Source organism: Cellulophaga baltica (assembly GCF_018861125.1).
Lineage (GTDB): Bacteria > Bacteroidota > Bacteroidia > Flavobacteriales > Flavobacteriaceae > Cellulophaga > Cellulophaga baltica_A.
In genome coordinates this window covers 312258-332783 of the sequence record NZ_JAHKQN010000013.1, presented here as the reverse complement: position 1 = coordinate 332783, position 20526 = coordinate 312258, and the positions used below count along the sequence as shown (strand labels likewise).

Here is a 20526-nt window from a genome sequence, read left to right as displayed (position 1 = left end):
ATAACGCTATAGTTTATTTTAAAATTTATTACTATTGAATTTACAAGATATTCCTAGGGTAAGCAGTATTACAAAGGAAGACTTTATTGAGTATTATTTTAAACCGCAAAAACCTGTTGTTATAGAAAGGTTTATTGAGGATTGGCCTGCATTTACCAAATGGAATCTTGATTATATTAAACAATTAGCTGGTGATAAAGTCGTTCCGCTATATGACGATAGGCCTGTTAGTCATGAAGATGGTTTTAACGAACCGCATGCTAAAATGAAAATGGCGGAGTATATTGATCTGCTTAAGAAAGAGCCTACTAAGTTTCGTATTTTCTTATGGAATGCTCTAAAAGAAGTACCGCAACTTCAAAAAGATTACAAGTTCCCTAATGTTGGTTTGCGATTATTGAAGGGGGTTCCAATGTTGTTTTTTGGAGGTAGAGATTCGTACACTTTCATGCACTATGATATAGATTTTGCAAATATATTTCACATTCATTTTGAAGGTAGAAAAGAGATTATTCTTTTTGATCAATCTCAAAATCAATTTTTATATAAAGTACCTCATTCGCTAATAACGCATGAGGATATTAATTTTTCTAATCCTGATTTTGAAAAATGGCCAGCATTAAAAAAGGCAACAGGTTATAAAACCTATTTAGAACATGGAGAGGTGTTGTATATGCCAGAAGGTTATTGGCATTATATGAAATACATTACACCTGGTTTCTCTATGAGTCTAAGGGCTCTGGCTCGTAATCCATTACATTTTGGAAAGGCTGCATATAATATTTTTGTAATGCGTTATTACGATAATTTAATGCGTAGAATATATGGCCAAAAATGGATTGATGGTAAAAATCAAAAAGCAATTGATAAAACAAATAACAATCTCATTTAGTGTAATTTATTTAGTTTAGATATTTATCTTTGCCAACTAAAATTTATAACACTAATTATAAAAAATAATTTAATGAAAAAAGTATTAGTTCTTTTGACAATGGTATTGGGAGTGTCTTTTGCAAATGCACAAGCGTATACAGGAAGTGGAGATGATAAATTTCAAATAGGAGCGAATTTTCAAGATAACGGTTCTGGTATTGTACTTACCTACGATCACGGAATGGGAGAAAACTTCTCTTTAGGTTTATCTTCATCTTATATTTTAGGTGTTGAAGAATCAATAGATGCAGATTTTGTTGACCGTTTTGATTTGAAAGCACGTTTTAATGCAAATTTAGGAAGTGTTTTTCAATTAGGGAATAACGTAGATATTTATCCTGGTTTAGATTTAAGTTTAAAAAACTTTGGTGGCCATTTGGGTGGGCGTTATTTCTTTACAGATGGTTTTGGTTTGTATACTGAAATTGCTGCGCCATTTGCAAGATATGATAATGGTGATTTAACTGCTGCGGAAAAATTGCATAACCAATTTGTATTTAGTTTTGGTGCTGTATTTAGCATCAACTAAAGAAAAATTAAAACATAAAAAAAGAGCGATTGTTGTAAAACAATCGCTCTTTTTTTATTGAATATATTCAGTTATTTTTTCATAAATCAAATGGCTTTCCCAACCTCTATATAACAGGTAATCTGCTATTTTTTTTCTTTTCTTAAAAACATTTTTTTCGCTTATAGCATCAATTCTTTTCTCAATAAGTAAGTCCAGTGTTCTTAAATATTCATCTTCATCAATCTCTTTTAAGGCTGTGTTAATGTTATATTTCGATATATCACGAAGTTTTAGCTCATTTGTAATGCGTTTTTTCCCCCATTTTTTAATATTAAACTTTCCGCGAGCATAGCTTTTTGCAAATCGTTCTTCGTTTAAAAAATTCTCTTGAATTAAATGATTTATAATTTCATTTATTGCAATTGTAATCATTCCCATGTCTTTAAGTTTTTGAGTAACTTCTTTATGGCAACGATCTTGGTAAGCACAATAACTTTCTAGTTTTCTAGTAGCTTCTTCTAAGGTGTAAGAGGGTTGTGCGTGTTTCAAAGTAGAAAATAGTATTTATGCTAAGGTAATAAATCGTGATTTATATAAACAAAAAAAGCGACTTCATTGCTGAAATCGCTTTTGTTTAGTATATGGTTTTTCCGTCTTTGTTTTTAAAACGGTATTCAAGATACGTATACGCATCTCTAGGCTGTATTTTAATCCACCTTTTGTGTTCTAAAAACCATTTAGAACGTATTGAAGGAAAACCTTTAGTAATATACGCTGCAATAAAAGGGTGAATATTTAAAGTAATACCATTATCTTTTGCAGGTCCATTGAGTAATTTTTCTAGGTCAGCATTTATTTTGTCAATTAAAACAATTGGTGCTTCTACTTCCTGTCCTTTTCGGTTAGGGTCAGCTTCAGTTGTTTTAATATTCATTTCTGGCCTTACTCTCTGTCTTGTAATTTGTATCAGTCCAAACTTACTCGGAGGCAAAATTTTATGTTTTGCACGGTCATCCTTCATTTCATCACGAAGGTGATCAAATAGTTTACGTCTATTTTCTCCTTTTGTCATATCAATAAAATCAACAACAATAATACCACCCATATCACGAAGACGTAGTTGTCTTGCGATTTCAGAAGCAGCTAATAAGTTTACTTCTAAAGCAGTATCTTCTTGATTTTTTGCTTTATTAGACCTATTTCCACTGTTTACATCAACAACATGTAATGCTTCAGTATGTTCGATGATTAGGTAGGCACCTTTGCTCATTGCTGCAGTACGACCAAATGAAGTTTTTATTTGTCGTTCTATTCCGAATTTTTCAAAAATAGGAACGGTATTATTGTTATATAATTTAACAATAGATTCTTTTTCTGGGGCAATTTCTGCCACATAGTCTTTTACTTGCTCATAAAGGGTCTCATCATCAACGTGTATTCCTGTGAAGGAGTCGTTGAAAACATCTCTTAATATAGATGATGCTCTGTTTAGTTCAACTAAAACTTTTGATGGATGCGGAGCTTTGTATAATTTTTTACACATTACTGACCATTTTGCCAGTAAGTTTTGTAGATCTTTGTCGAGTTCTGCGACTTTTTTGCCTTCTGCAACTGTTCTTATAATTACACCAAATCCTTTAGGCTTAATACTTTTTACAAGTCTTTTAAGTCTATTTTTTTCTTCATTACTTTCTATTTTTTGAGAAACAGAAACGCGGTCAGAAAAAGGTACCATAACTAAGTAACGTCCTGCAATAGAAAGTTCAGAGCTAATTCTTGGTCCTTTAGTTGATATTGGTTCTTTAACAATTTGCACTAGTAAAGATTGGTTTGCCTTTATTACATCAGTAATAACACCATCTTTATTAATATCTTCTTGAAATGGAAAATCTTTTAACGAAAAATCTTTTAATTTTCCGGTACTAGCTTGCTTAATGAATTTTAACATTGTAGCAAATTGCGGGCCTAAGTCGTGGTAATGCAGAAACGCATCTTTTTCATAACCCACATTTACAAAGGCAGCATTTAAGCCAGTAACTGGTTTTCTAACTTTGGCAATAAATATATCGCCAACAGAAAAATTATTACTGTCTTCTACTTTTTGAAGTTCTGTTAATTTTCCATCTTTTAATAAGGCAAAATCGACGGTTTCGGAACTAGATCTTACGATTAATTCTCTATTCACCTGAATCAATTTTTATTTATAGATAAGTGTAATAAAAAATACTACACTTAGTACATAAATGATTAAACAATGTATATAATAAGTTAATTCAATAACTTATTTGAAATTCTCTTACGAATTTCGATGTCAATGAACGTTTTAAAATGAAAAAGTAGTTGAAACAACTACTTTTTCTTGTGACGGTTAGCTCTTCTACGCTTCTTGCGCTTATGTGTAGCTACCTTATGTCTTTTTCTCTTCTTACCACTTGGCATAAAACTATACTTTTAAGATTAATATTTTGTTATTTTACTTCTACGTTACTTTTCACACTTTCTACAAAAACCTTTGCTGGTTTAAAAGAAGGTATGTTATGTGCTGGTATTTTGATAGTTGTATTCTTAGAAATATTTCTACCAGTTTTTTCAGCTCTAGTTTTGATGATAAAACTACCAAAACCTCTTAAATATACATTGTCACCATTCTCCAATGAATACTTAACTTCCTCCATGAAAGATTCAACAGTTGCCTGTACATCTCCTTTTTCAATACCCAGTTTTTCTGAGATTCTCGTTACAATATCCGCTTTCGTCATTTTTTGAAATAGATTTATCTATGTTTTTTTCGGGATGCAAATATATAAATTAAAATTCAATCTACATCTTAATAGACTTAATTTTAAGTATATAAACCACTACTTTTGTTTCATAGCATTTTCAAAATGATTTTTTCAGATAAAATATTACATTGGTACGCCTTAAATAAAAGGGAACTTCCTTGGCGAAATACCGTCAATCCTTATAATATCTGGCTTTCAGAAATTATGTTGCAACAAACACGAGTTGCGCAAGGAACTCCTTATTATCTTAAATTTATTGAAAATTTTCCAACAATAAAAGATTTAGCAGACGCTTCTGAAGAAAAAATATTAAAACTTTGGCAGGGTTTGGGGTATTATTCCCGTGCAAGAAATCTTCATGCAACGGCAAAAATGGTCATAAATTCCTATAATGGTGAATTTCCTAACACCTATAAGGAGCTCTTAAAGTTAAAGGGAGTGGGTGATTATACTGCTAGTGCCATTGCTTCAATAAGTTTTAATTTACCAGAAGCTGTTGTTGATGGTAATGTAAATCGTGTTTTATCTCGCTATTTTGGAGTTGATATACCTATTAATAGTACTGAAGGAATTAAATACTTTAAAAAATTAGCTCAGGAGGTAATGAATGTTGAGCAAATTAGAGATTATAATCAAGGTATAATGGAATTCGGTGCTATACAATGTGTGCCAAAAAATCCCAATTGTAATGTTTGTCCTTTAAAAGATAGTTGTGTGGCACTAAATGATGATAAAGTTGATAGTCTTCCTATAAAAATTAAGAAAACTAAGGTCAGAAAAAGATACTTTAATTATCTTGTTATTGTTGATGAAGCAAATAAAACAATATTGCAGCAACGTACCGGAAAAGGAATTTGGCAAAATTTATATGAATTCCCTTTACTAGAAACAGAAAAAGATACTATAATAAAGGATGAGCAAATTAATAAGCTGTTGTCTGAGCTATCTATTAATGCTAAGTCATTTAAAAAGTACCAATTTAATGAGCAAAAAATTGTTCATAAATTATCTCATCAACATTTATATACTACATTTTACATTGTCAACGTTAATAATGAAATTGCTAATGGAGTTTCAGTTTCAGAAATAAGTAAATTTCCTGTTCCAGTTTTAATAGCAGATTTTATTAAAATGTTTAAAATTTAGTATTTTTGACGAAATATATTTGTTATGAGTGGTACGTTAAATAAGGTAATGTTAATAGGGCATTTAGGTGATGAAGTAAAGATTCATTATTTTGAAGGAGGAAATTGTATTGCACGTTTTCCGTTAGCCACAAATGAAAGCTATACAAATAGACAAACAGGTGAAAAAGTTACAAATACAGACTGGCATAATATTGTTATTAGAAACAAGGCGGCTGAGGTTTGTGAAAAATACTTGAGTAAAGGTGATAAAATTTATGTCGAGGGAAGACTTAAGAATAGACAGTGGCAAGGTGAAGATGGTCAACCAAGATATACGACTGAGGTTCATGTTCAAGATTTTACTTTTTTAACTACAAAAGGAAATTCGGGTAACAATCAAGGGCAACAACCAAGTCCGAGCCAAAATACTGCAGTTCAAAAACCTGCTAGTCCTGTGCCTACTAAACCTGCTGAGCCAACTTTTAATGAGCCTGTACAAGATGATGATTTACCATTTTAATTTAATAAATAAATTTTAACTTTTGGATCCAGACCCCTATAGTCAACTGCTTAACTTCGTTGTTTTTGATAGTGCTTTTGTACTTAAAGTTGTTGTGCTTATAATTTTATTAGTGTGTTCTGCGCTAATATCGGGTGCCGAGGTGGCATTTTTTGGTCTTTCGGCTACTGATATTCATGATATAGATGAGGAAAAAACAGCAAAAGGAGCTGTTGTTGTGACGCTTTTAGAAAAACCTAAAAAACTTTTAGCAACCATTCTTATTGCAAATAATACTATTAACATAGCTATTGTGTTATTGTTTAGTGCAATTGGCGATGAGTTGTTTTCTCATATTACTTATAAGTTATTAGGTGTAATTTCAGTTCGTTTTTTGTTAGAGGTCGTTGTGGTGACTTTTTTAATATTAATGTTTGGTGAAATTTTACCTAAAGTATATGCTAATAGAAACCAGAAGAGTTTTGCTCATTTTATGAGTTATCCTTTAAAGGTGTTAGATTTTGTATTTACGCCTTTAAGTTCGCCAATGCGTTCAGTAACATTATTTCTTCATAATAAATTGGGCAAACATAAATCTAATTTGAGTGTTGATCAACTATCACAAGCTTTAGAATTAACATCTGAAGGAGATACAACTAAAGAGGAGCAGAAAATATTAGAAGGAATAGTTTCTTTTGGTAATACTGATACTAAACAGGTCATGCGTCCGCGAATTGATATTTTTGCTTTAAACTCTGAAATGAAATTTTTAGAAGTTATTGAAGAAATAAAAAAGCGAGGTTATTCAAGAGTTCCGGTGTTTTCTGAAAATGTTGATAATGTACAAGGTGTTTTATATGTGAAAGATTTGTTACCTTATATAGATCGGAAAACATTTAGTTGGATGAGTCTGATTAGAGAACCTTATTATGTGCCAGAAAATAAAAAGCTAGACGATTTATTGTTAGAATTTCAAGAAAAGAAAATTCATTTAGCTGTTGTGGTTGATGAGTATGGCGGTACTTCTGGTATTGTAACTTTAGAAGATATTATAGAAGAAATTGTAGGTGATATTAGTGATGAGTTTGATGATGAAGATTTAATTTTTTCTAAATTAGATGATAAAAATTACCTTTTTGATGGAAAAACAAACCTTAAAGATTTTTATAAAGTTGTGAAAATTGATGATGAGGATGATTTTGAAGAACAAAAAGGAGAGTCAGAAACAATAGCGGGTTTTGTATTAGAAATAGCAGGTAGTTTTCCAAAAAGAGGAGAAGAGGTTGTTTTTAAAAACTATAAGTTTGTGATTGAGAGTTTAGACAAAAAAAGATTAAAACAAATAAAAATTACATTACCAGATGAGGCTTAAACTTAGCTTAGTAGTTGCGTTATTTGCAGTATTGTTTTTTGGGTGTAAAGATGATTATGTTATTCCGAAGCCAAAAGCAATGCTCCGACTAGAATATAATTCGCCAATTGAGAAGCAGCTAGATTTATCAAAATTCTCATTTAGTTATAATGAATTGTCTAAGCCTATCGTAAAAAACCAAAAATCAATAGTTTTAGATTACCCTTCAATGAATGGCTCTATTTTTATTACTTATAAAGATGTTGATGGTAATTTAAACAATCTTATTCGAGATGCAGAAAAACTATCTATGGAGCATATGAAAAAGGCTGATAAGATTGAGCCAAGGACTTTTATTAATGAAAAGGATAGAGTTTATGGCACCTATTTTCAAATTATAGGTGATGCGGCATCGCAATCACAATTTTACCTTACGGATAGTATTAATCATTTTGTAACTGGTTCAGTGTATTTTTACTCAAAACCTAATTACGATTCTATCTTGCCAGCTTCTACATATTTATCTAGTGATATGAGAAGTGTTATGGAAACTTTACGCTGGAAAGAATAAATTAATATTTATTTTAAGATTGCTTCAGCGTTTTCTATGCTTTTATTCATTTGGTCACGAAGTGCTTTAACCTTTAGTTCTTCTTCATCTAAAAGTTTTTGTTTTTCTTCTGTAAGTGCTTTTCCTTTTAAAATTTCATCACCATCAAAACGATCACCAAAACCTTTCATCCAGTCCATCATGGCCTTGTTGGCATCTTGTAAATCTTTTTTAGCATCTTCAAGCTCTAGCGTAGAGTCAGTTGCTTTTACAGTTTCAATTTTAGAATTTATTTCACTAATTAATTTTCCGATTGTGCTCATTTTCGGCATAACTTCATCATGTACAGCCATAACTTCTTGCATCTGAGTTTTCTTTTCATCTTTTTTTGAGTCTTTGCAGGCAAAAGTTAAACTCAGTGCTATTGACGCGAATAGTATGATGTATTTTTTCATGATAAATAAATTAGAGCTGTAAAGATATATTGTTTTATAGGTGGAGCAAAATAAAAATAGTCACAACCTTTTAATTTAGAGGTTGTAACTATAGTTTAAATGTTTTTTACAGTGAATACTGAGCACCAAAATTTAGGCTATTACTTGTTTCTAACTGAATTCCGTTTAGGTTTTGGTACAATGGAAATGAGTATTCAAAACCAAATCTTAGGTTTTTAAAAGCTCCATTTCTAATATAAGTGTTAAAGCCTATGCCTGAATTTATGTATGTTCCTCCTGAATTTGTAGTATCTGCAGTGGTTACCATCATTGGTGTTAAATCCTCATCGGCACCGCTAATTTCGTCGACATATAAACCCTCAACTCTTGCAGAAAAACTTAGCCATTCAGTTGTTTTATAAGACAACCAATTGTTTAGTGAATATTTGTTCCCAAAAGTGTATGACCTATCATTTTCGCCAGTTCTTAATGTTGCTTTTAATTGTGAGCCTAAGCCAATTGTTTTGTATTGTTTTAAATAGGTTAAACCTAAATCAATATCAAAAGTACCGCTACCAATTTGCATTGGGTAAGGTAGTTGAACTTCATCTGGTGAAGAAGCTGGTGTAACATCCATTTCATCGATACTCCCTGTTGGTATTGAAAAACCAAGTTGACCATGTAAAGATTGTCTTTTATTGTTTAAAAATTTATACAATCCAGAGATTTTTAAATCTCCAAATCCAAAAGATTCAGTTGAAAAATTGACACCTGTTCCTGTCACTAAATCCATACTCATTGAAGTGTAATTAGTCATTGCCATAAGTGTAATTTTATTACTAGGAGCATACATTAAGCCAAGCATATGCATATTCATGCTCATGTTTTCAGGACTTATAGCGTAACCTTCGTCAAAAACAGTTTGTGATGTTGCATCATCACTGCCTTGTTTAAGACTGTTCATATTCATCGTCATAAATCGGTAACTAAACATCCAATCTCCTTTGTTGTGAGTATGGTCAGCCATTACAGATATTGGCGCGTGACCATCAGGTCTGTTTGAGGTCCATTTTTCTTCTGTAGTTTCTTGAGCGTATACGGTAATTGATGCCATTAATATAAGGGCATATTTAAATATTTTCATTTTAATATGATTTTTTGTTTTAATGTAATTTGTGGCCCTAGAACATATATTCAGGACTTATTTTTTATTGAAAAATCAAATTAAATAGGAGGGTGAAAAAAATTGTAGACACCTTTATAAGTGTATATTTTAGGTTGATAGGTGCTATAGTTTAAAATATAATTCTCAATTTTTTGTATTGAAGAACTAAACGGAGTTAATATTCCAATAACATAATTTTCTTTTGAAACCTTTGGGGTATTGTTTTTGTCAGATTCATTTTGTTTATGAATTTGTTTTGCTAAAAAACATTTACCATTACAATTTAATTTGGGTTTGTCTTTATTTATACATAAAAACTCATTAATATAATCTTGATTTAAGGTGTAGTTAATTAACGGTACAATAGGTTTGGTTAATGCCGTTACATATAGAAGTAAACAAAAATAAGTGACTTTGATATTCAAATATTTTTTTGACAAAGATAGTATCAGGTGTATAGTACTTAAAATTTAAAATCTTAATAAGTGTTAAACTTTAAGTTTTGCTTAATAAAAAAGCACCTACTTAAGTCTATTTTTGACTTTGGTAGGTGCTTTGCTTTTAGTGAGGTTTAATTACTCAAAATCAGCATCACTTACATTTGTGTTTATTGTTGCTGAAATTAATTTGCTTTCCAGTTTTTGCGGACCAAAAGAGCTGATTTTTATACTAGGGAACATAAGTCCGTTAGTTTCTGTATAATCTTTTAAAATGGCTTCTTGAGATTGTGTTTGGCCATTCATATTAGTTACTGATGTTTCTTTGATTTTTAAACCAGATTCAACATCATAATAATAAGAAGCAGTTATTGCATCGCCAGTTACTTCAATTTTATAAGCTTTTGTATCATCTACATCTTCAATACCTACTAATTTTCCTGTTCCATTTTTAGTAAATGTTTGCTCAGGGAAAATGCCTAAAGAATTTTTCATATCTGTAGCAACGCTTTCTGGTAAAGACATTTTGTTTTCGCCTTGTTTCATGTAAAGTTCATCACCATTAGATATAATAGTTTGCATAGGGGTGTTATTCATATACATTGTCATTGCATATCTATCAATAGTTCTTTTTTCTTCTATTTTTACAACAGCTCCATTCATGCTTCCTTCGTAAACTAATGCTAAAGAAGTTAAAGTGGCAACTTTGTCTTTTCCGCCAATAGCCTTAAAATAGTTGTCAATTACTGTTTGAATAGATGTTCCCTCAGGTAAGGCTGTTTCATAATTTGGTTTTTCAACCTCCTTAATCATTTTGTTGTAGTATTTTACAGGTATTTTGTTTCCGTTAAAGCTTATGTTGTCTAAATTTTCTAAAACTTCACTTCCTTTACCTGCAACCACAATTCTAAGTTTATCAGTAGTTAAATATTTTTGAGCAACCTTTTGAATATCTTCAACGGTAATTGAATTAATTCGCTCTAAATAAGTTTTGTAGTAATCATCTGAAAGACCTTCTGTTTCAATATTAAGTGCATAGCCGGCAATAGTTTCAGGTTTTTCCAATGCCATAATAAAACGGCCCATGTACTTTGCTTTTGCATTCTCTAAATCTTTGTCACTTACAAGTTCGGTTTTAATTCTTTGAACTTCTTTTAAAATTTCAACGACAGAGCTATCAGTTACCGCATTTCTAACTTGTGCGGTAGCTCTAAACCTTGCTGGTGCATATTTGTCATTTCCAATACTCGAGTAAGAGCCGTATGTATACCCCTTATCTTCTCTAAGGTTTAAAAATAAACGACCTTCACCGCCACCACCTAAAATTTGATTCATTATTAAAGCAGGAAAATAGTCTTCATCACTCATTTTTAAATCAACTAAACTTTCAACTGCAATTTCTGATTGTACTGCATTTGGTATATCAATAAAATTTATTTGTGTATACAAAGCATTTTTTGGTCTTGAATATTGAAATGAAGGAGGTGTTGATTTAGTCCAAGAAGTAAAGTTTTTCTTAATTAATTTTTGAACTTCTTTAGTGTTAACATCACCAATAACTATCAAATATGCGTTTGCTGGCACAAAGTAGTTTGCATGAAAGCGTTTAACATCTGCAAGAGAAATATTTTCAACTGTTTCAGGAGTTGTAAATTCTCCATATGGGTGGTCTTTTCCATAGGCTAATGCTAATTGTGCTCTATATGCAATTGATGCCACATCTTTTTCTTCGCTTTTTAAACCAGTGATGATTTTTTCTTTCTCTTTGTCAAATTCTTCTTGAGTGAAATTAGGATTTATAGTGGCATCAGCCATTAATTCTAAAATTCTAGGAAAATATTTTGAAATAGAGCTAGCAAATGCACTCTGCGAACCAAAATTCATTCTAGCACCTAAAAAATCAACTTCTTCGTTAAAATCATCTTTAGGTATTGTAGTAGAGCCATTACCTAACAAGCTTGATACAAATGATGTAGTACCAGCTTTTTCTCCTTCTGCGATTGGCGGATTGTCAATTCTTAATTGAATGGAAACTCTAGGTAGTTTATGGTTTTCAACAATTAATACTTTTAATCCATTTTTAAGTTCAAATTGTTGAGGTTCGCTTAAATTTATTTCAGGTGCAGAGCCAGATTTTGGCATTACACTTCTGTCTATTTGTGCGTTTGCAATTACGGCAAATAAAGTGAAGGCTAATGTTATGTATATTTTTTTCATGATAGTGTTTAATTTGCAGGTTTTTCTTCAGGTAAATAATCCAACTCTACACGTTGATTCGGATTTAGATATTTTTTAGCTACGGCTCTAATTTCTTCACGAGTAATTGAGCGGTAAATATCTATTTCGGTATTAATCAAATCTGTGTTTTTATAAAGCATATAATTTCTTGCTAATGAATTAGCGATGCCTTCAACACTTGAATTAGAGTTTATGAAGCTGTTTTCAAACTTATTCTGTAATTTTTGATACTCTTTTTCTGTAATTAATTCAGTTTGAATCTTTACAATTTCTTCATCAATTTCAGCTTTAATAGCTTCAAGAGTGTTGTCGCCAACAGGTAAACCGCCTACTATATACGTTCCGTAATCTTCTTGCGATCCATTAAAAGCAAATACTTGAAGGGCCATTTTTTTCTGGTCAACAATTTTTTTATAAAGTCTAGAGCTTTTTCCGTCACTTAATAAAGTAGAGACCATATCTAATATATACGCTTCTCTGTTTGTTTGCTCAGGCGTTCGGTATCCTAGCATTATTAACGGAATCTGAATATTAGAATCTCTGAATTCAGCTTTTATAGTTGAAGTTATTGGTTCTTCTTTAAAAGTTTGTCTTTTAATTTCAGCGCCTTTTGGGATTGGGCCAAAATAATCTTGAATCATTTTTTTTGTTTCATCAATTTTAATGTCTCCAGCAACAACTAATACAGCATTGTTTGGTACATAATATGTTTTATTAAAGTTTTTAAAATCATCAAGAGTGGCACTTGCTAAGTGTTCAAGAGAACCGATTGTTTGCCAGCGGTAAGGGTGTTTTGTAAAAAGATTTTTAGACATTACTTCTCTCCATCTTCCATAAGGAGCATTATCGTAACTTCTCCTTTTTTCTTCTTGAACCACTTCTTTTTGTGTGTCTACTCCAATTTGATTAATTACTGGGTGCATTAACCGTTCAGACTCTAACCAAAGGCCAAGTTCTAATTTGTTTGATGGGAATACTTCGTAGTAATAGGTTCTGTCTTGAGTTGTATTTGCATTGTTTTTTCCACCATTAGAGCTTACAATTTCAAACCATTTTCCTCTTTCGATATTTTCGGTGCCTTCAAATAGTAAATGTTCAAAAAAATGAGCAAACCCTGTTTTTTTTGGGTCTTCATCTTTTGCGCCAACATGGTACATTACTGATGTTGTTACTAAAGGTGCGTTGTTGTCTTGGTGAAGAATAACATGTAAACCGTTGTCTAGATCATACTCTTCATAAGTCACCTCTTGAGCTTTTGAGGCTAACGTCACTAACGAAAGTGACATAGCTAGAAATAAATTTCTTTTCATTCTTAATAAGTGTTTAGTGTTCGTTTGTAAACTGAAAAATAAGCATTTGTAATCAAATTCTTATAGTGAGTGTGCTGTTTGTTAGTTTTGTTACAGATAAATTCAATTAATTTTATTTTTAGTGGGCTTTAAATAAGAATTTATTAATTAAATAATTTTTATAGTTTTAATAATCAGTTTTTTAGACCTAATTTAAAGCTGTATTTTTGTTGGTAAATATGAGGGTTTAGGTTTTTTTAAGTTTTATGTAAATTTTAAAGACAAAAACCCTTGTTAGTTAACGAATTAAGAGTATATTTGCACCCGCCTATTGAGAAATAGGTAAATTGATTTATTGATAAAATAACAAACACAAGCTATGTACGCAATTGTAGAGATAGCAGGGCAGCAATTTAAAGTTGCGAAAGACCAAAAAGTGTATGTTCACCGTTTACAGAACGAAGAAGGTAGCAAAGTTACTTTTGATAACGTTCTTTTATTAGAAGACGGAAGCAACATTACTATTGGCGCCCCAGCTATAGACGGAGCCACTGTTGAGGCAAAAGTCATTAAGCACCTTAAAGGTGACAAAGTAATCGTTTTTAAGAAAAAAAGACGTAAAGGTTACAAAGTTAAAAACGGTCATAGACAGTATTTAACTGAATTAGTTATTGAAAGCATAGTTTCTTCAGGTGCTAAAAAAGCAACGAAGAAAGCTGAACCTAAAAAAGAAGAGGCTCCTAAAAAAGCAGCTCCAAAAAAGGTAGCTAAAGCTGACGATTTAAAAAAAGTTGAAGGTATTGGTCCAAAGATTGCAGAAACATTAGTTGCTGCTGGAATTTCAACTTTTGCAGAATTAGCTAAAACTGATGCTGCTAAAATCTCTGAAATCATCTCTGATGTTCGTGGAAATCACGTAACTGACACATGGCCTGCACAAGCTAAATTAGCTGCTGAAGGTAAGTGGGATGAGTTGAAAAAATGGCAAGATGAATTAGATGGTGGGAAACCAGCATAAGTATTAATAAAATTAAAACCGTAACAAAATGGCACATAAGAAAGGTGTAGGTAGTTCTAAAAACGGTAGAGAATCAGAATCGAAACGTTTAGGTGTTAAGATTTATGGTGGTCAAGCTGCTATAGCTGGTAACGTACTTGTTAGACAGCGTGGAACTAGACACAATCCAGGTGAAAATGTATACGCAGGAAAAGATCATACTTTACACGCTCGTGTAGATGGTATCGTAAAATTCCAAAAGAAAGCGGGAGGAAAATCTTTCGTATCTATTGAGCCTTTCGAAGCTTAAGAGATAATTTCTTAATACAAAATATACCCTTTATTGCTTTAATTAGCGATAAAGGGTTTTTGCGTTAACTAAAGTTTACTTTAAATTAATATATTCTTAAGCTTAACCTTAAGCTATTCTAGTACTTTTCAAGATTAATTTATATCTGATTATAGTGCTTAAAAAATTTCTTTTTTTCTTCATATTATTTATTGTAAATACATCAATTCTTTTATCTCAAAAAAATGTAGTTCAACATGATACTTCTACTGTTGATATTACTTTCAATAAGTTAAACAATAGTTTAAAAGATAAGTTAGCGTCTGATAATGCAAAAGCTATCGCAAATGCACATTTAAAATTGGGTTCTTTTTGTCAAGAGAATGATGTGTATGCGGAAGCAATAAATCAATTTAACAAGGGTGTATTATTGTTGGAAAATAAAACTCATGATTATTTATATCTCGAATTAATTAATAGGTTGGGTATTGTTCATTTACATTTAAAAAATTACGATACTGCAGAAAGTTATTTTAAGAAAGGAGTAATTGAGGCTTTAGAGCGTAATGATAAACGCCAATTAGCGTATTCAAAAAGTAATTTAGGTACTTGTTTTGAAAAGAAAGGGAATTATATAAAAGCACTTGAATTACAAGAAGAAAGTTTAGGCCTTTATGAAATTCTACTAAATACAGAAGGCCTATCTGTTGTAAATGAAAATATTGGTAGTATTTATGAAGATCTAGAGAAGTACGATGTAGCGTTAAATTATTTTATGAAATCGCTTCATTATCATAAGCATAATAAGGATGCGAGACAAGCTAATATTTTAAATAATATAGGTGATGTGTATAGAAAAACTGGTGTTTTAGATAAAGGTTCTCACTATACGAATAAAGCCTTACTAATTGCAAAGCAAATACATGACAAAACTGAAGAAGCAAGTGCTTATAAAGATTTAGCTGAAAATCATCAATTTATGGGTAATTTAAATGATGCTTATACTTGTTTAGATTATTACATCACCATTAATAGGGCAAATGAAAAATTGCAAGTTGCCAATCAAGCCAGAGCTCTTCAGGTAATTTATGATTCTAAAGAAAAGAAAACTAAAATAGAGCTATTGCTCCAAAATAGTAAGGTTGATAAAGCACAAAATAGATTGTTATTAGTTTCAATTTTAGGATTTGCAGTTTTTGTACTTTTTTGGTACTTATATATTGTTAAAAAAAGAAAGCAAACAAAACAAGAGTTAATTTATAAAGAGCAAATTTTAAAAGCAGCACTTGAAAAAAAGAAAGTTGAGGAGAAAAATTTACAGCGTGAGGTGCATCTTAAAAATTCTTCGTTATCTAGATATAGTTTGCACCTTTCTCAAAAAAATAAAATGCTTTCAAATTTATCACATACTCTAAAAAAATGTTTAGAACGAACAAATGTAGATTTAAAACGTAAGCTAAATGAATTAATAAAGGAAATTGATTTTAACCTTTCACAAGAACAAGAATGGGATGAATTTATGGAGTTGTTTAAAGATATTCATCCGAAATATATTCAGAAAATTAATGATATAGCACTTGATAAACTTTCACCTGCAGAATTGAGATTAAGTATTTTGTTACGATTAAATTTGTCTTCAAAAGAAATTGCATCAATTTTACGATTAACACCTGATAGTGTTCGTGTTTCAAGGTATCGACTTAGAAAAAAATTACCTATTGATTCAAAAGCGGAATTAAGCACTTTTTTACACTCAATTTAACTTTAATTAATGCCAGTGTGTTCATAGTGTTATTGAAATGTAAATTTATCTTTATTGTTGCCCTCTTGTTTCCCCTGTTTGTTGTCATTGTTTCCCTTTTCTTTCCATTAAATAAACATGCTATGTGCTTGATTAACATAAATTTGAATTCGTAAAAATCAACGAAAACAAAAATGAAAAATTCTTTAAAATTTATCTTGTTACTACTCTTTGTTGCTTGTAGTAGTACTTCAGTTCAAGCGCAAAGTGGAAATTTGTCAGGTACAATTTCTGATGAAAATGGTTTAAGTGTTCCTGGGGCAACGGTACACATTGCTTCATTGAAAAAAGGAACAGTTTCTGATTTTGATGGTCACTATTCCTTAGTAAATATTCCTGTAGGTGATTATTCTGTAACAATATCTTATTTAGGGTATTCAAATATTGAAAAAGCAATAACTATTGGTGATGGTAGAACAACTTCATTGGATGTTTACATAGAGCCAAAAAGTTTAGAATTACAAGGTGTTGAAGTTTTAGGTTATGGTTTGCAAAGTCAAGCGAAAGCATTAAATACTCAGAAAAATAATATGAATATTACCAATGTTGTTTCAACAGATCAAATTGGTAAATTTCCTGATTCAAATATTGGTGATGCTGTTAAGCGTATTCCTGGTATAACAATGCAGGTAGATCAAGGGGAGGCACGTAATGTTATTGTTCGTGGTTTGTCTCCGCAATTAAACTCTGTTACATTAAACGGGAGTAGAATTCCATCAGCTGAAAGCGATAATAGAAACATTCAGATGGATTTAATTCCTTCCGATATGATTCAGACAATTGAAGTGAGTAAAGCAGTTACACCTGATATGGATGCAGACGCACTTGGTGGGTCAATTAATTTAATTACTAGAACATCACCACAAGGTTTTAGATTGTCTGCAACTGGAGGTTCAGGAATGAATTTTATTACAGATAAAGCTATTATCAATGGTTCCTTTTTGGTTGGTGACAGAAGTAAAAACGGAAAATTTGGTTGGATGATTTCTGCATCTTACAATAACAATGATTTTGGTTCAGATAATGTAGAAGCGGAATGGAGTGATGAATTTGAATATTATACTGGTGCTGATGATGCTGATGGAGACGCGATTTTACAAGAAGTGGAAGTTGACCCCTTCACAAGTGAGTTTCAGCAACGTGAGTATGTAGTACAACGTATACGCCGTAGTTTTTCAGCAAATATGGATTATAAGATAGATAATAATAACTCACTTTTTTTAAAAACTATTTATAATTGGAGAGATGATAGAGAAAATAGATTTAGACTTTCTTCTGAAATTTTAGATGCTGAAGATATTGAGTTAGGTGACTTTACGGTTCTTGATGGAATGTTAACTCGTTTTCCTGCGGAGGTAGCTCGTGAAACTAAAGGGGGCATTAGTGGTGGTAGAACTCAAAATGCACGTTTAGAAGATCAACGCATGCAAAATTATAGTATTGGTGGTAAACACTTAATTGGTAAATTAAAAGTAGATTGGATGACATCTTTCGCCAAAGCTTCAGAAGAGCGGTTGAATGAACGTTATATTGTTTATGCATCAGAATATTCAGTTTTAAATGATAATACTGATACGCGTTTACCAATAATGACCGCTGAAGACGAAGATGATGCTGTTTTAGAAAATTTTGAATATGATGAGTTATCTGAAGAAAATCAATTTACAAAAGAGGAAGATTTTAATGTATTCGTAAACTTTGAAGTGCCTTCAGACTTTTTTGGTCAAGGTGACGGTACAATTAAATTTGGAGCAAGAACACGTATGAAAACTAAACTACGTGATAATGATTATTTTGAGTACGACTTAGAAGATGATTACCCAACTTTAGCTTCAACTGTAACTAAAAATTTATCAGATGGTGATTTTCTTGCAGGTAGTCAATATCAAATAGGTTCTTTTGCTGATGAAGAGTGGTTAGGTAGTTTAGAGCTTACTGATGGTGAATCTATTATTGATGAGTTTTTGCCTGGTAATTTTAATGTAAGTGAAGATGTTTTTGCTGGTTATTTAATGGCGAATCAAAAACTAACTGAAAAATTAAGTATGCTAGTGGGCGTTAGAGTTGAAAATACAAAATTAGAATCTGATGGTTATAGCTTAACTTATATTGAAGAAGATGAAGATAATGGTATTGACGAAAGTATTTTAGTTGAAGAAGTTAATGATGAAAATAGCTATACAAATGTTTTGCCGGGTGTACATTTTAAATATGATGTAGCAGATAATACGGTATTGAGGTTAGCTTGGACAAATACATTAGCAAGACCTAATTATGAAGATATTGTACCAAGAGTTGAGATTATAAATGAAGATGATGAAATAGTAATTGGTAATCCTGATTTAGAAGCAACAACATCAATGAATTTTGACCTTATGGCTGAGCATTATTACAAAAATGTAGGTTTGCTTTCAGGAGGTGTTTTTTATAAAGATCTAGATAACTTTATCTATACTTTTGTTACAGAAACTTCTGATGATACTTTTGGTGAAGGCACCTCTGGGTATGATGTTTTTCAGCCATTAAATGGTGAAGGAGCTAGTATATTTGGTGCAGAGATTGCTTTTCAACGTCAATTAGATTTCTTGCCTGGTTTTGCAAGAAACTTTAGCATCTATTTAAATTATACATATATCACGTCTTCTGCAAGCGGAATAATGAATGAAGACGGTGATGAGCGAGAAGATGTAGATTTGCCAAATACAACACCAAACACATTTAATGCATCATTAGCATATAATGATAGTAAGTTTTCAGCGAGGTTGTCAGGTAACTTTACAGATTCTTATATTGATGAGTTAGGTGGTAATGAGTTTGAAGATAGGTATTATGACACGCAATTTTTCTTAGATTTTAATGCGAATTATAAAATTAATACTAGCTTAAGTATATATGCAGGTTTAAATAACATTACCAATCAACCTTTGCGTTATTTCCAAGGTCAAAAAGATTTAACACAACAAGTTGAATACTACGGTCAACGCTTAACAATGGGATTAAAATATGATTTATTTAAAAGATAATAAATCAATATAAAAATTAAAAGAGATACCTCTTAATTTGAGAAGTCTTACGTTTATAAAATATAACAAATGAAAAAAATTCTTTTATACAGTTTATTTCCAATTGCATTTATAACATCTTGTAAAACAGATAAATTACCAGCAATTGCTCCAGATGTAAAAACTGAAAAAACACTAAATGATACTGATGATCCTGCAATTTGGATCAATCCAACAGATGCATCAAAAAGTATAGTCTTTGGTACAGATAAAGAAACAAATGGAGCTATTTATGCTTTTGATTTAGATGGAAAAATTCTTGAAGAAAAAACGATAAGAAACATAAAAAGACCTAATAACGTTGATTTAGCTTATGGTTTTCAATTAAATGATTCTACTAAAACAGATGTTATTTTATTCACTGAGCGAGAAAAAAATCAAATTAGAATGTTTTCTGTTCCAGATATGAATCCTTTAGATAATGGTGGGTTTAAAGTTTTTGAAGATGAAACCAATCCTAAATTCACATTTCCTATGGGAATTAGCTTATATAAGTCGCCAAAAACAGATGTGCTTTATGCAATAGTGGGTCGTAAAGTAGGTCCTGAAAATGGATATTTATATCAATATAAAATTGATACGGACACTACGGGAATAGTTCATTCTACACTGGTTAGAAAATTTGGAAAATTTAGTGGTAAAAAAGAAATTGAAGCTATAGCTGTAGATGCTGAATTAGGTTTTGTGTATTATTCTGACGAACAATTTGGTGTGCGAAAATATTATGCAGAGCCAGAAATGGGAGACGAAGAGGTTGGTTTGTTTGGTTCAGAGCTTTTTCAAGAAGATATTGAAGGTATTGCCATAGCGCGCTTCGAAGATGGTACGGGTTATGTGATTGTTTCTGATCAACAAAAAGGACAATTTAATGTTTTTTCAAGAACTACTAATGAGTTTATAAAAGCAGTTAACTTATCTACATTAGAAACTGATGGTTGTGATGTAGTAACAGTGTCTTTAAATGACACGTTTAAAAATGGATTATTTGTAGCAATGAATGATGAAAAAGATTTCTTTTTCTATGATTTAGCTAAATTAGGAATTGAGAAGTAGATAAAAT

General features: G+C 31.2%; 19 protein-coding genes. 11 read left to right on the top strand and 8 right to left on the bottom strand.

The genetic code is table 11. From position 1 onward, the window contains the following. The first annotated feature begins 34 nt into the window (after positions 1–34). Entirely contained in the window at positions 35–892 is an 858-nt protein-coding gene (locus tag KO500_RS04235) for a cupin-like domain-containing protein (protein WP_215955254.1), read from the top strand. Between the two features lie 72 nt (positions 893–964). After that, positions 965–1462, top strand: coding sequence for a DUF6646 family protein (locus tag KO500_RS04230; RefSeq protein ID WP_215955253.1), 498 nt, complete (start codon positions 965–967; stop codon positions 1460–1462). A gap of 54 nt (positions 1463–1516) precedes the next feature. Here KO500_RS04230 and KO500_RS04225 read toward each other — a convergent pair whose 3' ends face one another. The 3 genes from KO500_RS04225 to KO500_RS04215 all read right to left on the bottom strand — a co-directional run bounded on the left by KO500_RS04225 (position 1517) and on the right by KO500_RS04215 (position 4203). After that, the gene (locus tag KO500_RS04225; RefSeq protein WP_215955252.1) at positions 1517–1993 is read right to left on the bottom strand and encodes a regulatory protein RecX; all 477 of its coding nucleotides are present in this window, start codon (positions 1991–1993) and stop codon (positions 1517–1519) included. Positions 1994–2078: 85 nt separating this feature from the next. After that, on the bottom strand, positions 2079–3629 hold the full coding sequence (locus KO500_RS04220) for an Rne/Rng family ribonuclease (RefSeq protein WP_215955251.1): 1551 nt from the start codon (positions 3627–3629) through the stop codon (positions 2079–2081). A gap of 283 nt (positions 3630–3912) precedes the next feature. Then, positions 3913–4203, bottom strand: a complete 291-nt coding sequence (locus KO500_RS04215) for an HU family DNA-binding protein (protein ID WP_013549904.1) — start codon at positions 4201–4203, stop codon at positions 3913–3915. Between the two features lie 126 nt (positions 4204–4329). Here KO500_RS04215 and mutY point away from each other — a divergent pair, with 126 nt between their 5' ends. The 4 genes from mutY to gldD are packed head-to-tail and all read left to right on the top strand — an operon-like array spanning position 4330 to position 7775. Beyond that, the gene (gene mutY, locus KO500_RS04210) at positions 4330–5373 is read left to right on the top strand and encodes an A/G-specific adenine glycosylase (protein ID WP_215955250.1); all 1044 of its coding nucleotides are present in this window, start codon (positions 4330–4332) and stop codon (positions 5371–5373) included. A gap of 24 nt (positions 5374–5397) precedes the next feature. Beyond that, positions 5398–5874: a single-stranded DNA-binding protein gene (locus KO500_RS04205; protein WP_215955249.1), complete on the top strand. Its 477-nt coding sequence runs from the start codon at positions 5398–5400 to the stop codon at positions 5872–5874. 22 nt (positions 5875–5896) lie between these two features. Continuing rightward, a complete protein-coding gene (locus KO500_RS04200; protein ID WP_215955248.1) occupies positions 5897–7225 on the top strand; it encodes a gliding motility-associated protein GldE in 1329 nt (442 codons plus the stop codon). Continuing rightward, positions 7215–7775, top strand: a complete 561-nt coding sequence (gene gldD / locus KO500_RS04195; protein ID WP_215955247.1) for a gliding motility lipoprotein GldD — start codon at positions 7215–7217, stop codon at positions 7773–7775. Before KO500_RS04200 ends, gldD begins: the two co-directional genes overlap by 11 nt. Before the next feature lie 8 nt (positions 7776–7783). Here the strand turns inward: gldD and KO500_RS04190 are convergent, their stop codons facing one another. The 5 genes from KO500_RS04190 to KO500_RS04170 all read right to left on the bottom strand — a co-directional run bounded on the left by KO500_RS04190 (position 7784) and on the right by KO500_RS04170 (position 13338). Further along, positions 7784–8209 (bottom strand): hypothetical protein, encoded by a 426-nt coding sequence (locus tag KO500_RS04190; RefSeq protein WP_215955246.1) that lies wholly within the window; start codon positions 8207–8209, stop codon positions 7784–7786. A 106-nt stretch (positions 8210–8315) separates the two neighbouring features. Further along, positions 8316–9332, bottom strand: coding sequence for a transporter (locus KO500_RS04185; RefSeq protein ID WP_215955245.1), 1017 nt, complete (start codon positions 9330–9332; stop codon positions 8316–8318). 80 nt (positions 9333–9412) lie between these two features. Further along, positions 9413–9778 carry a hypothetical protein gene (locus KO500_RS04180; RefSeq protein ID WP_215955244.1) on the bottom strand — a complete coding sequence of 122 codons (366 nt, stop codon included), beginning with the start codon at positions 9776–9778 and terminating at the stop codon, positions 9413–9415. A 150-nt stretch (positions 9779–9928) separates the two neighbouring features. Then, entirely contained in the window at positions 9929–12007 is a 2079-nt protein-coding gene (locus KO500_RS04175) for a M16 family metallopeptidase (RefSeq protein WP_215955243.1), read from the bottom strand. A gap of 8 nt (positions 12008–12015) precedes the next feature. Further along, a complete protein-coding gene (locus KO500_RS04170; protein WP_215955242.1) occupies positions 12016–13338 on the bottom strand; it encodes a M16 family metallopeptidase in 1323 nt (440 codons plus the stop codon). Positions 13339–13696: 358 nt separating this feature from the next. On the opposite strand from KO500_RS04170, the gene rplU reads away from it, so the two are divergent. The 5 genes from rplU (at position 13697) to KO500_RS04145 (ending at position 20519) form a co-directional block, all read left to right on the top strand. After that, positions 13697–14335 carry a 50S ribosomal protein L21 gene (gene rplU / locus KO500_RS04165; RefSeq protein ID WP_215955241.1) on the top strand — a complete coding sequence of 213 codons (639 nt, stop codon included), beginning with the start codon at positions 13697–13699 and terminating at the stop codon, positions 14333–14335. Positions 14336–14363: 28 nt separating this feature from the next. Continuing rightward, entirely contained in the window at positions 14364–14624 is a 261-nt protein-coding gene (rpmA, locus tag KO500_RS04160) for a 50S ribosomal protein L27 (protein ID WP_215955240.1), read from the top strand. A 154-nt stretch (positions 14625–14778) separates the two neighbouring features. After that, positions 14779–16365 (top strand): tetratricopeptide repeat protein, encoded by a 1587-nt coding sequence (locus tag KO500_RS04155; protein ID WP_215955239.1) that lies wholly within the window; start codon positions 14779–14781, stop codon positions 16363–16365. Between the two features lie 173 nt (positions 16366–16538). Beyond that, positions 16539–19427 carry a TonB-dependent receptor gene (locus tag KO500_RS04150; protein WP_215955238.1) on the top strand — a complete coding sequence of 963 codons (2889 nt, stop codon included), beginning with the start codon at positions 16539–16541 and terminating at the stop codon, positions 19425–19427. 69 nt (positions 19428–19496) lie between these two features. After that, positions 19497–20519 carry a phytase gene (locus KO500_RS04145; protein WP_215955237.1) on the top strand — a complete coding sequence of 341 codons (1023 nt, stop codon included), beginning with the start codon at positions 19497–19499 and terminating at the stop codon, positions 20517–20519. Positions 20520–20526 lie beyond the last annotated feature (7 nt).

Bases quoted from the DNA above. Each gene is read 5' to 3' on its own strand.
- KO500_RS04230 (WP_215955253.1), top strand. From the start codon at position 965: ATGAAAAAAGTATTAGTTCTTTTGACAATGGTATTGGGAGTGTCTTTT.
- KO500_RS04215 (WP_013549904.1), bottom strand. From the start codon at position 4,203: ATGACGAAAGCGGATATTGTAACGAGAATCTCAGAAAAACTGGGTATT.
- mutY (WP_215955250.1), top strand. From the start codon at position 4,330: ATGATTTTTTCAGATAAAATATTACATTGGTACGCCTTAAATAAAAGG.
- KO500_RS04205 (WP_215955249.1), top strand. From the start codon at position 5,398: ATGAGTGGTACGTTAAATAAGGTAATGTTAATAGGGCATTTAGGTGAT.
- gldD (WP_215955247.1), top strand. From the start codon at position 7,215: ATGAGGCTTAAACTTAGCTTAGTAGTTGCGTTATTTGCAGTATTGTTT.
- KO500_RS04190 (WP_215955246.1), bottom strand. From the start codon at position 8,209: ATGAAAAAATACATCATACTATTCGCGTCAATAGCACTGAGTTTAACT.
- KO500_RS04185 (WP_215955245.1), bottom strand. From the start codon at position 9,332: ATGAAAATATTTAAATATGCCCTTATATTAATGGCATCAATTACCGTA.
- KO500_RS04175 (WP_215955243.1), bottom strand. From the start codon at position 12,007: ATGAAAAAAATATACATAACATTAGCCTTCACTTTATTTGCCGTAATT.
- KO500_RS04170 (WP_215955242.1), bottom strand. From the start codon at position 13,338: ATGAAAAGAAATTTATTTCTAGCTATGTCACTTTCGTTAGTGACGTTA.
- rplU (WP_215955241.1), top strand. From the start codon at position 13,697: ATGTACGCAATTGTAGAGATAGCAGGGCAGCAATTTAAAGTTGCGAAA.
- rpmA (WP_215955240.1), top strand. From the start codon at position 14,364: ATGGCACATAAGAAAGGTGTAGGTAGTTCTAAAAACGGTAGAGAATCA.
- KO500_RS04150 (WP_215955238.1), top strand. From the start codon at position 16,539: ATGAAAAATTCTTTAAAATTTATCTTGTTACTACTCTTTGTTGCTTGT.
- KO500_RS04145 (WP_215955237.1), top strand. From the start codon at position 19,497: ATGAAAAAAATTCTTTTATACAGTTTATTTCCAATTGCATTTATAACA.